We start from the raw sequence: 14,728 nt of genomic DNA on the forward strand, positions 1-14,728 counted from the left end.
TACAAGCTCCAACATCTTGTCCTGGCGGTCGCGCTGGTAGTCGGTTGCGTGGAGTTTTCTATGGCAGAGCAGTCGGAGCCCGACGCGCCCGTCATGGACGAAGTGAAACCCAAGCCTGCGCGCAAGAAGAAAGAAAAACCTGCTCCGCCCAGTCTCGCTCCAGAGCCACTGCTTGCAGAAAGTATCGCTCCGACGCCAGAAACATTTCCGGTCAGCACTGAGATTCCAGCAGCCCCCCTTCCTGCACCCGATGACATTCCCTCCGAGAAAGTCGCCACGACGCAAAGCGGCAGCGCACTCAAAGAAAGCCTGGAAAAACCAGCGCCCTTACCGGAATCGGTTCTGGCCGAAACGTCCGCAGCTCAACAAACCGAAGTGGTAGACCAGCCGCCGTCAACGGATTCCCCTCTACCTCCGGGGAACGCAGCCATCGAAGCCCTGCTCGCTGCCGACGAAACTACGGCCGCCCTCGCCTACGATCAACTGGCCGGCGGTAACAACGCCAACCTCGCCAAGGCCACCTTGAGCAGCGTCACACCGGTCAGCGCCAGCCTGCTGTCGGCCATGCACCAGCTCGATAACCTGCATGAAAACCAGCCAAACGCACCGCGCCACGCGGCCGGAAACGCCGAGAGCGGCAGGGTCTGGCTGCAGGCCCTCGGCCACAGCGGGAAACTGGATCGCGATGTGGAGCCCATGCAGCATTCCACCAAAGGACTGCTGATCGGTGCGGACTGGCGGCTCGACGAAGACTGGCGACTGGGCTTGATGGGCGGCACCTCCGGCACGCGCATGGACAGCAAGGAGCTGGACGGCGATCTCGACAGTTGGCACCTCGGTGCTTACGCCTTGCGCCAGACCGGCCCGTTGTCACTCCGGTTCGGTGCAACCTGGAGCCGCCATGAAGGCAGCACGCGCCGTGAAGTTGCGTTCGGTCGCTTCCACGACCGGCTCAAGGGCAACTACCAGGCCAGCACCCAGCAAGCGTTCATCGAATCGGGATACAACCTGGGTCGGGCCAACGTCAGCATCGAGCCATTTGCGGGCCTTGGCTACCAGCGTTACCACCGCGATGGCTACACCGAAAAAGGCGGGGATGCGGCGCTCCGGGTGGGTGATCAATCCCAGGGCAACTTCAACACCACCGTCGGCCTGCGCATGGCGAAAGTCAGCACGCTGGATAACGGCATGCGCCTCACGCCACGACTCAGCGCGGGATGGAAACATGTTTACGGCGAGACCGACACTAGCACCCGGCAACGTCTGGTCACCGGCGGCCGTGACTACACCGTTTATGGCGCAGAGCTGGACCGCAACAGCCTGACGCTGGACACCGGGCTTGATCTGACCGTCTCGGCCAATCACACACTCGGTGTTGGCTTGTCGGGTGAGATCGGTACCGACAGCCGAAACCATGGTGTATCGGGCCAGTGGCGAATGGCGTTCTGAGTCCGGACTGGCTGCTGCCGCACGTTGCGGCAGCAACTTGAAAGCAAAAAAAAGGGGAGCACATGCCCCCCCGAGGTTTAAAGCGTTGTATCGAGGCTGTTATCTCAGCCTTCGATCTCGATCAGGATTTCGCCCGGGTTCACCCGGTCGCCCTTGGCAACGTGAATGGCGGTGACCTTGCCGGCAATCGCCGCCTGGACTTCGGTCTCCATCTTCATCGCCTCAGTGATCAGCACGGCCTGGCCCGCCTTCACGGTGTCGCCTTCCTTGACCAGCACATCGACGATGTTGCCCGGCATGGTGGTGCTGACGTGACCCGGTGCCGAAGCCTGCTTGCGCTTGCTGCTGCCGCCGCCGACGAATTCGTTGAGTGGTTCGAACACCACCTCTTCCGGCATGCCGTCGATGGACAGGTAGAAGTGACGCTTGCCTTCAGCCTTGACGCCGACACCGGTGATGTCCACGCGGTAGGTTTCGCCGTGAACGTCAATGACGAACTCGGTCGGTACGCCTTCGCCGCCGGCCGAAGCCACCTTGCCCGCTTCCGGGATCGGCAGCAGCACTTCCGGGGTAAGGGTGCCGGCGGCACGCTCTTCGAGGAACTTGCGGCCGATGTCCGGGAACATGGCGAACGTCAGCACGTCTTCTTCGGACTTGGCCAGTGCGCCGATATCGGCACGCAGCTTGGCCATTTCCGGCTTGAGGAGGTCGGCCGGGCGTACGTCGATCACCTCTTCGCTGCCAATGGCCTGACGACGCAGCTTCTCGTTCACGGTGCCAGGCGCTTTGCCGTAACCGCCTTGCAGATAGAGCTTCACCTCGTTGGTGATGGTCTTGTAGCGCTCGCCGGCCAGCACGTTGAAGAACGCCTGGGTGCCGACGATCTGCGAAGTCGGGGTCACCAGCGGCGGGAAGCCGAGGTCTTCACGCACGCGCGGAATCTCCGCCAGCACTTCGCCCATGCGGTTCAGAGCCCCCTGCTCTTTCAGCTGGTTGGCCAGGTTGGAAATCATCCCGCCCGGCACCTGGTTGACTTGAACACGGGTATCGACGGCGGTGAATTCGCTTTCGAACTGGTGGTACTTCTTGCGCACGGCGTAGAAGTACAGACCGATCTCTTGCAGCAGCTCCAGGTTCAGACCGGTATCGAACTCGGTGCCCTTGAGCGCAGCAACCATCGATTCGGTGCCAGGGTGGCTGGTGCCCGAAGCAAAGCTGGAGATCGCGGTGTCGATGTGGTCGGCACCGTTTTCAATGGCCTTGAGCTGGCACATCGCTGCCAGGCCAGCGGTATCGTGGGAGTGGATGAACACCGGCAGCGACTGTTCGGCTTTCAGTGCACGTACCAGTTCACCGGTGGCGTATGGGGTCAGCAGACCGGCCATGTCCTTGATCGCCACCGAGTCGCAACCCATGGCTTCCATTTGCTTGGCCTGGGCAACGAACGCATCGATGGTGTGCACCGGGCTGGTGGTGTAGGCGATAGTGCCCTGGGCATGTTTGCCGGCAGCTTTCACCGCTTCAATGGCCACGCGCAGGTTACGCACGTCGTTCATTGCGTCGAAGATGCGGAACACGTCGATGCCGTTGACCGCGGCCTTGGCGACGAACGCTTTGACCACGTCATCGCTGTAGTGGCGGTAGCCCAGCAGGTTCTGCCCGCGCAGGAGCATTTGCAGACGGGTGTTGGGCAGCGCGGCGCGCAGTTGGCGCAGACGCTCCCACGGGTCTTCTTTCAGGAAACGCACGCAGGCGTCGAACGTCGCGCCGCCCCAGCACTCCAGCGACCAGTAGCCGACTTTGTCGAGCTTGTCGCAGATCGGCAGCATGTCTTCGGTGCGCATACGGGTGGCGAGCAGCGATTGGTGGGCGTCGCGCAGGATGGTGTCAGTAACGAAGATCTTCTTGCTCATTCTTGTATTCCTCACAGGCCTGCGTGGGCGGCGATGGCGGCGGCGATGGCCAGGGCCAGCTCTTCGGGTTTGCGCTTGATCGAGTAGTTGGTCAGCTCAGGGTGGCTTTCGACGAAGCTGGTATTGAACTGGCCGCTACGGAATTCCGGGTTGCGCAGGATTTCCTGGTAGTACGCGGCGGTGGTCTTCACGCCTTGCAGACGCATGTCGTCGAGGGCGCGCAGACCACGGTCCATGGCCTCTTCCCAGGTCAGCGCCCAGACCACCAGTTTCAGGCACATCGAGTCGTAGAACGGCGGAATGGTGTAGCCGGTGTAGATCGCCGTGTCGGTGCGCACGCCAGGGCCGCCGGGGGCGTAGTAGCGCGTGATCTTGCCGAAGCTCGGCAGAAAGTTGTTCTTCGGGTCTTCGGCGTTGATCCGGAATTGCAGGGCAAAACCGCGATGCTGGATATCTTCCTGCTTCACCGACAGCGGCAGGCCGGAGGCGATGCGGATCTGTTCGCGGACGATGTCGATCCCGGTGATTTCTTCGGTGATGGTGTGTTCCACCTGCACCCGGGTGTTCATCTCCATGAAGTACACCTCGCCCTCGGCGAGCAGGAACTCCACGGTGCCGGCGTTCTCGTACCCGACAGCCTTGGCCGCGCGCACCGACAGGTCGCCGATGTAGGCGCGCTGTTCCGGGGTCAGTTGCGGGCTCGGGGCGATTTCGATCAGCTTCTGGTTGCGGCGCTGGATCGAGCAGTCACGTTCGAACAGATGCACGACGTTGCCGAAGCTGTCGCCGAGGATCTGCGCTTCGATGTGCTTGGGATTGACGATGCATTTTTCCAGAAACACTTCCGCCGAACCGAAGGCCTTGGTGGCCTCGGAAATGACCCGAGGGAAATTCTGTTCGAGTTCTTCGCGGCTGTTGCAGCGACGGATACCGCGACCGCCCCCACCGGAAGTGGCCTTGAGCATCACCGGGTAACCGATGCGGTCGCCCTCGCTCAATGCTTCCTCGATGCCCGAGACGTTGCCTTCGGTGCCCGGCGTGACCGGCACACCGGCCTTGATCATGCTGCGGCGCGCTTCGGTCTTGTCGCCCATGCGGCGGATGACTTCCGCCGACGGGCCGATGAATTTGATCCCACGTTCGGCGCAGATGTCTGCCAGCTCGGCGTTTTCCGAAAGGAAACCGTAGCCGGGGTGCAGCGCATCGCAGCCGGTTTCCACGGCCAGGTTCACCAGCTTGCGCGGGTTCAGGTAACCGGCCAGCGGCTCGGCACCAATGCTGTGGGCCTCGTCCGCACGCTTCACATGCAAGGCATGCCGGTCGGCGTCGGAATAGATCGCGACCGAGCGGATGCCCATCTCGGCGCAGGCACGCACGATTCGTACGGCAATCTCACCACGGTTGGCGATCAGGATCTTTGTTATCACTTGGAGGTTCCCTTGAGCCGGTGGCACCACGACCTGCTAGACCCAGGTCGGCACGTGACCAAATGTTTCAATCTGGTCTCGGCTCCACACTAGCGCTGACAAGGGATTAACAAAAATGAATAAAAATTGGGTCAGGCATAAGTAAAGACTTATAGTCATCGCATCAGCCAATGGCCAGAGTCGTTAGAAAATGCGTAAGTCCTTGATGCGTATGACATTGCGTCAATTGCAGATCTTCAACGAAGTGTGTGATTTACGTTCCTACAGCCGAGCGGCCGAGGAAATGTCGCTCACACAACCGGCCGTCAGCCTACAGATTCGTCAGCTCGAAGAACTGATCGGGCAGCCATTATTCGATTACGTCGGCAAAAAACTCTACATGACCGAAGCGGCCGAAGCACTTCAGCGCGCCAGCCGGGACATCTTCGGCCGCCTGGAAAACCTCGACATGCAGCTGTCGGACATGCAGGGCTCACTGCAGGGCCAATTGAAGCTGGCGGTGGAGTCCAGCGCCAAATACTTCGTGCCGCACCTGTTTGCGGCGTTCAAGCGCCAGCATCCGGAAGTGAACCTGCAGCTGACGGTGGTCAACCGCGGCCAAGTGATCCGCCGCCTCTCCGATAACCGCGACGACTTGGTGATCATGTCGATGGTCCCGCAGGACATGGGTCTGGAGTTCCTGCCGTTCCTCAACAACCCGATCGTCGCCGTGGCGCGGCCGGATCATCCGCTGGCGCACATGGGCCCGCTGCGCTTGCAGGATCTGGAGCCTTACACCTTGCTGATCCGCGAACCCGGTTCGGGTACGCGGCTGGCCTGCGAGGAGTATTTCAAGGAGAAGCGCGTGCACTTCACCCAGACCCAGGAAGTGGCGTCGGCCGAAGCCCAGCGTGAATGCGTGGTGGCGGGTCTGGGCCTGGCGCTGTTGACGCGCCACGCCCTGAACCTGGAGCTGGCGACCGGCGGCCTGGTCGAGCTGCCGGTCGAAGAGTTGCCGCTGTTTCGCAGTTGGTGCCTGGTGCAAGCCAAGGCCAAACGGCTGTCACCGGTGGCGCACGCCTTCCTGGCGTTTATCCGCAGCGAAAGGGTGCAGATCAGCGCGCTGGTTGAGCGCTTCGACGGGCAGCTGCCGGCGCTGCCTGCCAGTGATTGATGTCCTCGGGAAAATCGCCGATTTCGGCCTGAAGCTGGCGAAGTTCGAAGCGATCTTCGATGGCGCGGCGAAATTCCATGCGGCGCTGGTCTTCCTGCTGACGACGGGTTTTCGCGGCGCTGTTGCGTTCTTCGTAAGGCTGAGCCATTTCGAGTCTCCCAAGGCGATTACGGGAGTTTCACGATAGGCGCAAGGGATGACGGTTTGGCTTCGACGGGGTTACAGACAGATGAAGATTGCCTTCACCCCATCACTATCAGTCATCCAGCGCTTTCACCGATTTTGGCGACAGCCGCAAGCTGCGCAGGCTGCGCTTGACGCTCTTGAGGTGGTTGACCAGGCTCGGCCCGCGCGCCATGGCCACGCCCATCGCCAGCACGTCGATCACCACCAGGTGAGCGATACGCGAGGTCAGCGGGGTGTAGATTTCGGTGTCCTCGTGCACGTCGATTGCCAGGTTGACGGTCGACAGCTCGGCCAGCGGTGTCTGGCTTGGGCACAAGGTGATCAGCGATGCACCGCTCTCGCGAACGAGGTTGGCGGTGATCAGCAGGTCTTTGGAACGGCCGGACTGGGAAATGCAGATCGCTACGTCGGTGGGCTTCAGCGTCACCGCCGACATCGCCTGCATGTGCGGGTCGGAATACGCCGCCGCCGTCAGCAGCAGACGGAAGAACTTGTGCTGCGCATCCGCCGCCACCGCGCCCGACGCACCAAAACCATAGAATTCGACGCGCTGGGCCTGGGACATCAACGTCACCGCCCGCTGCAGCTCAAGGGGATCGAGCTTCTCGCGAACCTCCATCAGCGTGTGCAACGTGGTGTCGAAAATCTTCAGGCTGTAGTCGGCAACGGAATCGTCTTCATGGATCGCGAACTGACCGAAGCTGGCGCCGGCCGCGAGGCTTTGCGCGAGCTTGAGTTTCAGATCCTGGAAACCGGAACAACCGATGGCCCGGCAGAAGCGCACGATGGTCGGCTCGCTGATGCCGACGCTGTGAGCCAGGTCGGCCATGGAACTGTGCATCACTGCCGCAGGGTCAAGCAGCACGTGGTCGGCGACCTTGAGCTCCGACTTGCGTAACAGGTGACGTGACTGGGCGATGTGTTGCAGCAGATTCAAGGGGCTGGACTCTTGTTATGGAAAGATGTGCTTTGGCCAGATGCCAGGGATGTAGCAAGCTTGTAGTTATACTACATGAATCGGCTTTTTGCCTGCTCAATGCGTAACCGGATCCCCCCGGATCAGGCGACATGCGTTGCATGTAGCCCTTTACAGCGGTTTTTCCTGTTCACGCAGCAACGCAGCAAGGCCGACCGCCTCCACCGGACGACTGATCAGATAGCCCTGCACCTCATCGCAACCTTCAGCTTTCAGAAACGCCAGTTGCTCGGATCGCTCGACACCTTCGGCGACCACTTTAAGTGACAGCCCATGAGCCATCGCAATGATCGCCCGGGTGATCGCCGCGTCTTCGCTGCCCTCGCCCAACCCGCGAATAAAGGCCTGATCGATCTTCACGTAATCCACCGGAATCCGCTTCAGATAGCTCAGCGATGAATAGCCGGTGCCAAAATCGTCGATGGCCAGTTTCACCCCCAGATCCCGCAACTGCTGGAACGTGGCGATGATGTGTTCGACGCTGTCGAGCAGTTGGCTTTCGGTCAGTTCCAGTTCAAGGTAATGCGGCGCCAGGCCGGTTTCCTCCAGCACTTGGCGCACCAGACTGACCAGTTTGCCCTGGCGCAGTTGATGAACCGACAGGTTCACCGAAACCCGGATCGGCGCCAGCCCCTGACGCTGCCATTCACACGCCTGCCAGCAGGCCTGACGCAGGACGAATTCGCCGATCGGGCCGATCAGCCCCGTCTCCTCCGCCAGACCGATGAAGTCCCCCGGCGGCACCCGCCCCATGGTCGGATGATCCCAGCGCACCAGCGCTTCCGCCGCGTTGAGACGGCCGGTCCCCAGGCACAGCTTCGGTTGATAGAAGACCTTGAGCTGCTTTTCCTCGATGGCTTTGCGCAGCTGGTTTTCCAGTTGCAGGCGCTCCAGCGTGCTGGCCTGCAGACTGTCGGTGTAGAACTGGAAGTTGTTGCCGCCCAGGTGCTTGGCATGTTGCATGGCCATGTTCGACTGACTGACCAGTGCGGAAATCTCCCGGGCGTTGTCCGGCAGCATGCTGATGCCCATTGAGGCACTGACTACCAGCTCATGCCCTTCCACGGTCAACGGCAGGCGCAGCTTGCTCGACAGTCGCGTGGCGACCCGCGCCAGGCTCGACAGGTTGCCGTAGGCGTCGAACAGCACCGCGAACTCATCGCCGGACAGCCGGGCAATGGTGTCGGCTTCCGGCAGAGCATTGACCAGACGCCGGGACATCTTTTGCAGCAACTGGTCGGCAATCTCGTGGCCAAGGCTGTCGTTGAGCAGCTTGAAGCGATCCAGATTGATGTGCAGCAGCGCCAGACTCCGGCGCCCGCCCTGTCGCACGCGCTGATGGGCTTCGTGCAGGCGTTCGCGGAACAGCGAGCGATTGGCCAGGCCTGTGAGTTCGTCGTAGTGGGTCAGGTAGCGCATGCGCTCTTCGGATTCGCGGCGCGCCGACAGATCGGCGAAGAAGCCGACGATATGGCTGACATTTCCCCGACTGTCGCGCACGGCATTCAGTTGCAGCCATTGCGGATACAACTCGCCGTTCTTGCGGGTTTCCACCAGTTCGCCTTGCCAACTGCCGTGCTGCTCCAGCGCGTGGCGAATCGCGACGTAATGGCGGCGGGCGTCGCGACTGCACGGCAGTTCGACAACGTTGCGTCCGAGCATGTCGTTGATGTCATACCCGGTGACCCGGCTGAAGGCCTGGTTGATGGCGATCAGCGAGTAATTCGGATCGAGAATCACGATGCCTTCGCTGGCAGCCTCGAACACCGTCGCCGCCAATTGCTGTTGGGCTTCCAGACTTTTGCTGACGCTGATGTCGCGGCGGGTGCCGACCATGCGGATGACCCGCCCGTTCTCGTCGCGCTCCACCGCCCGTCCACGGTCTTCGATCCAGACCCAGTGACCGTCGCCATGGCGCACGCGGTATTCGATCTGATAATCCTCCGTGCGCCCCTTCAAGTGCTCGGTCAGCGCGCGTTTGAGCGGCGGCACATCATCCGGGTGCAGCCTTGGTCGCAGATGCCTGAGCAGCCCGGTGACGTACTGCGGGTCGAGGCCGAACAGTTCCTGAATCTGCGTGTGGTGAACCTCGTCGGTCTGCAGGTTCCAGTCCCACAGCCCCAGCTCACTGGCCTTCAACGCCAGGGCCAGGCGCGCCTCGCTTTTGCTCAGCGCCTGGTTGGCGACATCCAGCTCTCGGCTGCGCTGGGCGACCCGATCCTCCAACTCGACCTGCGCCTCGCGCAGCTTGCCCTCGGCGCACCGCCGCTGCTCGATTTCCTTCGCCAGCTCCTGATTGAGCTGTTCGCTGCGGGTTTGCGTTTGTTGCAGGTGCTCGATCAGGTGCTGGTTCTGGAAGCGCCGCAGCAAACCGCGATCGATCAGCCGATTGACCTGCCACGCCACCACGCTCAGGGAGCCGAGCAGGATCAGCCCGAGCCAGCCCCAGCCGCGCGCCAGCTCGTCGCCACCCCAGAACAGGTAGCCGATGGCCGGCAGCAGGCACGGCAAGGTAAAGGAAAGAAACGCCGGAATGCTCACGGCGTAGGCCACGCTGGCCGACAGGGTCGCGGCGCCGATCAGGCCGAACACCCAGGCCTGCTGCATGAAGTTGTCGGCCGGGACCAGGGCGATGCCGGCGCCGGCCAGGGTCAGGCCGGTCATGGTCGAGCCGAGCAGGAACATGCGCCCCCAGATCGGCTGGGCCTGGCGATCGGGAATCGCCGAGTCGAACGCGGCGACCTGAATCACCCGCAACGCCACCAGCGACAACAGCCACACCAGCCAGACGCTGACCACGAAGTAACGCTGCGGGCTCCAGAGCAGAGCGGCGCAGACCAGACCGTTGATCAACATGAACAGGGTGGGCAGCAGCGAACCCTGATAAAGAAGGCGCGTGCGCTCGACCGCCATCTGGGTGGCGTAAAGCTTGCGGATCACCCGAGGCTCCACGGAGGGGCCCGACAGGTCGAAGCTGAGGGTCATAGGCAACGTTCTTGTTCTTATAAGTGTGAGCATGCGCCCGGAAACGTGGACGGAGCATACACAAGCCGAACCACTTGCCAAACTGCCCCAGATCATAATTTCACCGAAACTTTTCCCCCGCCCAGCCCCCACCAAAGCCCTGAGCTCAGGCGGGCCAACGCCTGTAGCCGGTGACCGACCGGTCGTCATCGGCAGCACTTTCATCGGCTAATGCAAAGCTCGGTTTGCCCGGGCCTGCGGCGCACCCTAGAATGCCCCGATGCGCGATGATCTCTCCCTTCTGCTGAACTCCCTCAACGATGCCCAACGCCAGGCCGTAGCGGCTCCCGTTGGTCGTCAATTGGTCCTGGCCGGTGCCGGCTCCGGCAAAACCCGAGTGCTGGTGCACCGTATCGCCTGGTTGATCCAGGTCGAGAACGCCTCGCCCCACTCGATTCTGTCGGTGACCTTCACCAACAAGGCCGCTGCCGAGATGCGTCACCGCATCGAGCAGTTGCTGGGCATCAACCCGGCCGGCATGTGGGTCGGCACCTTCCACGGCCTGGCGCACCGCCTGCTGCGGGCGCACTGGCAGGAAGCCGGGCTGAGCCAGACTTTCCAGATTCTCGACAGCGACGACCAGCAACGCCTGGTCAAGCGGGTGATCCGCGAGCTGGGGCTGGACGAGCAACGCTGGCCGGCCCGTCAGGCCCAGTGGTTCATCAACGGGCAGAAAGACGAAGGTCTGCGTCCGCAACACATTCAAGCCAGCGGCGATCTGTTCCTGGCCACCATGCGCGGCATTTACGAAGCCTACGAGGCGGCATGCCAGCGGGCCGGCGTCATCGATTTCTCAGAACTGCTGCTGCGCGCCCTCGACCTGTGGCGCGACCACCCGGGCCTGCTGGCGCACTACCAGAAGCGTTTCCGACACATTCTGGTGGACGAATTCCAGGACACCAACGCCGTGCAGTACGCCTGGTTGCGTCTGCTGGGCAAGGGCGGCGACAGCCTGATGGTGGTCGGCGACGACGATCAGTCGATCTACGGCTGGCGCGGCGCGAAAATCGAGAACATCCACCAGTACTCTTCCGACTTCCCGGATTCGGTGACCATCCGTCTGGAGCAGAACTACCGCTCCACGGCCGGCATCCTGAAAGCCGCCAACGCCCTGATCGCCAACAACACCGGACGTCTGGGCAAAGAGCTTTGGACCGATGGCGGCGACGGCGAAGCCATCAACCTCTACGCCGCCTTCAACGAACACGATGAAGCGCGCTACGTTGTCGAAACCATCGAAAGCGCGCTGAAAACCGGCCTGGCTCGCAGCGATATCGCGATTCTCTACCGCTCCAACGCCCAATCGCGCGTTCTTGAAGAAGCCTTGCTGCGTGAACGCATTCCGTACCGCATCTATGGCGGCCAGCGCTTCTTCGAGCGGGCGGAAATCAAGAACGCCATGGCCTACCTGCGTTTGCTGGAAGGTCGCGGCAACGATGCGGCGCTGGAACGGGTGATCAACGTCCCGGCGCGTGGCATCGGCGAGAAAACCGTCGAAGCGATTCGCGACCATGCCCGTCACAGCGATGTGTCGATGTGGGAAGCCATGCGCCAGCTGGTGGCCAACAAGGGCCTGACCGGTCGTGCCGCCGGTGCGCTGGGCGCGTTTATCGAGCTGATCGAAAACCTTGCCGCCAAGTGCGCCGAGATGCCGTTGCACCTGATGACTCAAACCGTCATCGAGCAATCCGGACTGATCGCCTATCACGAAGCGGAAAAAGGCGAGAAAGGCCAGGCCCGGGTGGAAAACCTTGAGGAACTGGTCAGCGCCGCGCGCAACTTCGAGAACACCGAAGAAGACGAAGAACTGACGCCGCTGGCGGCATTCCTCGGTCACGCTTCGCTGGAGGCCGGCGACACCCAGGCCGACGAGCACGAAGACAGCATTCAGTTGATGACCCTGCACAGCGCCAAAGGTCTGGAATTCCCTTACGTGTTCCTGGTGGGCATGGAAGAAGGCCTGTTCCCGCACAAAATGAGCCTGGAAGAGCCTGGACGCCTTGAGGAAGAACGGCGTCTGGCCTATGTCGGCATTACCCGGGCGATGCAGAATCTGGTGATGACCTATGCTGAAACCCGACGCCTGTACGGCAGCGAAACCTACAACAAGGTGTCGCGTTTCGTACGGGAAGTACCGAAAGGCCTGATTCAGGAAGTACGCCTGTCAAACAGCGTCAGCCGGCCGTTCAGCGGCAACCAGTCGATGGGCGGCAGCAACCTGTTCAGCGGCAGCGAGATTCCGGAAACCGGCCTGAGCCTTGGCCAGGCTGTCCGTCACTCGATCTTCGGCGACGGTGTGATCCTCAACTTCGAAGGCGCAGGCGCCCAGGCCCGGGTGCAGGTGAACTTCGCCGAAGGCAGCAAGTGGCTGATGCTCGGGTACGCGAAGCTGGAAGCCATTTAAGGGCAGCCCGTCGTTGCTCATCGTTCCCACGCTCTGCGTGGGAATGCATCACGTGACGCTCTGCGTCACTGTGGACGCGGAGCGTCCATGGCGGCGTTACCACGCAGAGCGTGGGAACGATCGGACACGAACACTGGAGGCAACATCCATGGGCTCGGGCTTCTTTTCTTCCTGGACGTTCTGGGCCCTGCTCTCGGCCACTTTCGCCGCGCTGACGGCCATCTTCGCCAAGATCGGCATCGAAAACGTCAACTCCGACTTCGCCACCCTGCTGCGCACAATCGTCGTATTGGTCAGCCTGGCCTTGATTTTGTACGCCACGGGCCAATATCAGTCCTTGGGATCGATCTCCGCCAAGAGCTACCTGTTCCTGCTGTTGTCGGGCCTGGGAACCGGTGCTTCGTGGCTGTGCTACTTCCGGGCATTGAAAGTCGGCCCGGCGTCGCTGGTCGCCCCGGTGGACAAGCTCAGCGTGGTCTTCGTGGCGGTGCTCGGTGTGATCCTGCTGGGCGAGAAACTCGACCTGCGCCAGTGGGGCGGCATCGGCCTGATCACCGCTGGTGTGGTGATGCTGGCCTTGCGGCGCTGATCTATTTCCTGCTGAACCTATCTCCTTTTCCTACAGACAAAAGTACATAGCCTTATTGCCCCGACCGAGCTGAACGTAACCTGTCAGGCAAAAGCCCGAAACACTCTCTCGCTAGCCAGTAACACTTCAGCTGTGCAACATGGCGCGCGTGTCTCCACAAACGGGAATTCCCTTTATGAAACGTTTTCTTAGCATCGCCATGGCGTTGTGCATCGGCCTGACGATGAGCCTCGACGCCAACGCCAAGCGCTTTGGTGGTGGCAAAAGCGCCGGCGCTGCGCCGACGCACCAGACCAGCCAGATGGCTCCTTCTTCCCCAGGCATGGGCGGCGCTGCGGCGACCGCTGGTGCTGCCGGTGCCGCGGGCGCTGCGGCCAAGGCCGGCGGTGCTTCGAAATGGCTCGGCCCTCTGGCCGGCATCGCGGCCGGTGGCCTGCTCGCTTCCATGTTCATGGGCGGCGGCTTCGAAGGCATGCAGATCTTCGACATCCTGATCATGGCCGTGATCGCGTTCGTGATCTTCCGCTTCATCGCCGCCCGTCGTCGCAAGCAGCAGGAGCAGTTCGCTCCGGCCGGCGCGCCGATGCAGCGTGAAGTGTTCGAACAGAAACCAGCAGCCATGGGTTCGATCTTCGGTGGTTCGGCCGCGCCTGCTGCCGCCCGTCCGGTGATCAACGCTCCGGCCTGGTTCAACGAACAGCGCTTCCTTGAAGCTGCCCGCAGCCACTTCCAGGCGCTGCAGCAGCACTGGGACGCCAACGAAATGGACAAGATCGCCGAGTTCGTGACCCCGCAAATGTTCGAGTTCCTCAAGCGCGAGCGCGCGGAACTGGGCGATGCCTTCCAGTCCACCTTCATCGACAACCTCCAGGTACAACTGGATGGCGTGGATGACCGTGCGGACAAGACCATCGCTACCCTGACCTTCAACGGCGTGTCGAAGACTTCGCGTTTCGACCAGCAGGGCGAAGTGTTCAGCGAAAGCTGGAACATGGAGCGTCCACAGGGCGACAACCAGCCTTGGCTGGTCGCCGGTATCCGCCAGAACGGCTGATCACCTCCGACGTTTTACGCGCAGTAATGAAAACCCCGGCCTCGGCCGGGGTTTTCTATTTCGCGGTTGCATCTATAGCGAGCTACTGTATAAACCGCCCCATATAAACCGCGCCATTCAAGCAAGAGGATCCCGGACGTGGAAGAAATCATCGAACAACTGCGCGAAGCCAACGAACCCGTACCGGTTCCTTTGGAATTGCCTGACGAAGACCAGTTGGTGGAAATCGAAGAAGAACTCTTCATCAACATCCCGTTCGTCTTCAAAGAGTTTCTGCTGACCGTCAGCGACGTGGTTTACGGCAGCCTGGAGCCGGTGACCGTCACCGACCCGCAATCCCACACCTACCTGCCGGACGTCGCCGCCAACGCCTGGGATGCCGGCGTGCCGCGCGACCTGATCCCGATCTGCCAGGATGGTGACGACTACTACTGCGTCGAAGAAGACGGCACCGTGGTGCTGTGGTCGGGTGAGGAAGAACTGATCACCGAAGAGTCCTGGGAATCGGTCTGGCACTGGGCTCGGGACGTCTGGCTGGAAAGCTGAAACGCCC

Annotated in this window: 11 protein-coding genes; 6 read left to right on the forward strand and 5 right to left on the reverse strand. The window is 61.7% G+C overall.

Annotated features, from left to right (window positions below; genetic code table 11):
* Positions 1 to 60: 60 nt before the first annotated feature.
* Positions 61 to 1,449 carry an autotransporter outer membrane beta-barrel domain-containing protein gene (locus tag ACEN93_RS16535; protein WP_495610275.1) on the forward strand — a complete coding sequence of 463 codons (1,389 nt, stop codon included), beginning with the start codon at positions 61 to 63 and terminating at the stop codon, positions 1,447 to 1,449.
* A gap of 104 nt (positions 1,450 to 1,553) precedes the next feature.
* On the opposite strand, the gene oadA is transcribed toward ACEN93_RS16535, so the two are convergent.
* Both oadA and ACEN93_RS16545 read right to left on the reverse strand, forming a co-directional pair.
* The gene (gene oadA, locus ACEN93_RS16540; RefSeq protein ID WP_039765069.1) at positions 1,554 to 3,362 is read right to left on the reverse strand and encodes a sodium-extruding oxaloacetate decarboxylase subunit alpha; all 1,809 of its coding nucleotides are present in this window, start codon (positions 3,360 to 3,362) and stop codon (positions 1,554 to 1,556) included.
* 11 nt (positions 3,363 to 3,373) lie between these two features.
* Positions 3,374 to 4,789: an acetyl-CoA carboxylase biotin carboxylase subunit gene (locus ACEN93_RS16545; RefSeq protein ID WP_007954255.1), complete on the reverse strand. Its 1,416-nt coding sequence runs from the start codon at positions 4,787 to 4,789 to the stop codon at positions 3,374 to 3,376.
* Positions 4,790 to 4,979: 190 nt separating this feature from the next.
* Here ACEN93_RS16545 and ACEN93_RS16550 point away from each other — a divergent pair, with 190 nt between their 5' ends.
* Positions 4,980 to 5,942 (forward strand): LysR family transcriptional regulator, encoded by a 963-nt coding sequence (locus tag ACEN93_RS16550; protein ID WP_103385788.1) that lies wholly within the window; start codon positions 4,980 to 4,982, stop codon positions 5,940 to 5,942.
* Here ACEN93_RS16550 and ACEN93_RS16555 read toward each other — a convergent pair.
* The 3 genes from ACEN93_RS16555 to ACEN93_RS16565 all read right to left on the reverse strand — a co-directional run bounded on the left by ACEN93_RS16555 (position 5,884) and on the right by ACEN93_RS16565 (position 10,089).
* Positions 5,884 to 6,090 carry a PA3496 family putative envelope integrity protein gene (locus tag ACEN93_RS16555; RefSeq protein ID WP_103385789.1) on the reverse strand — a complete coding sequence of 69 codons (207 nt, stop codon included), beginning with the start codon at positions 6,088 to 6,090 and terminating at the stop codon, positions 5,884 to 5,886. The genes ACEN93_RS16550 and ACEN93_RS16555 overlap by 59 nt on opposite strands.
* Positions 6,091 to 6,198: 108 nt before the next feature.
* The gene (gene hexR, locus ACEN93_RS16560) at positions 6,199 to 7,065 is read right to left on the reverse strand and encodes a transcriptional regulator HexR (RefSeq protein ID WP_007954250.1); all 867 of its coding nucleotides are present in this window, start codon (positions 7,063 to 7,065) and stop codon (positions 6,199 to 6,201) included.
* Between the two features lie 150 nt (positions 7,066 to 7,215).
* Positions 7,216 to 10,089: a putative bifunctional diguanylate cyclase/phosphodiesterase gene (locus tag ACEN93_RS16565; protein ID WP_495610276.1), complete on the reverse strand. Its 2,874-nt coding sequence runs from the start codon at positions 10,087 to 10,089 to the stop codon at positions 7,216 to 7,218.
* 259 nt (positions 10,090 to 10,348) lie between these two features.
* Here ACEN93_RS16565 and uvrD point away from each other — a divergent pair, with 259 nt between their 5' ends.
* From uvrD to ACEN93_RS16585, 4 genes are all read left to right on the forward strand, one after another.
* Entirely contained in the window at positions 10,349 to 12,532 is a 2,184-nt protein-coding gene (gene uvrD / locus ACEN93_RS16570) for a DNA helicase II (protein WP_495610277.1), read from the forward strand.
* A gap of 148 nt (positions 12,533 to 12,680) precedes the next feature.
* Positions 12,681 to 13,121 carry an EamA family transporter gene (locus ACEN93_RS16575; RefSeq protein ID WP_064379739.1) on the forward strand — a complete coding sequence of 147 codons (441 nt, stop codon included), beginning with the start codon at positions 12,681 to 12,683 and terminating at the stop codon, positions 13,119 to 13,121.
* Positions 13,122 to 13,296: 175 nt separating this feature from the next.
* Positions 13,297 to 14,175 (forward strand): Tim44 domain-containing protein, encoded by an 879-nt coding sequence (locus ACEN93_RS16580; RefSeq protein ID WP_236187615.1) that lies wholly within the window; start codon positions 13,297 to 13,299, stop codon positions 14,173 to 14,175.
* A gap of 138 nt (positions 14,176 to 14,313) precedes the next feature.
* Entirely contained in the window at positions 14,314 to 14,721 is a 408-nt protein-coding gene (locus ACEN93_RS16585) for an SMI1/KNR4 family protein (protein ID WP_007954245.1), read from the forward strand.
* Positions 14,722 to 14,728 lie beyond the last annotated feature (7 nt).

This window comes from Pseudomonas sp. Pseusp21 (assembly GCF_059492145.1).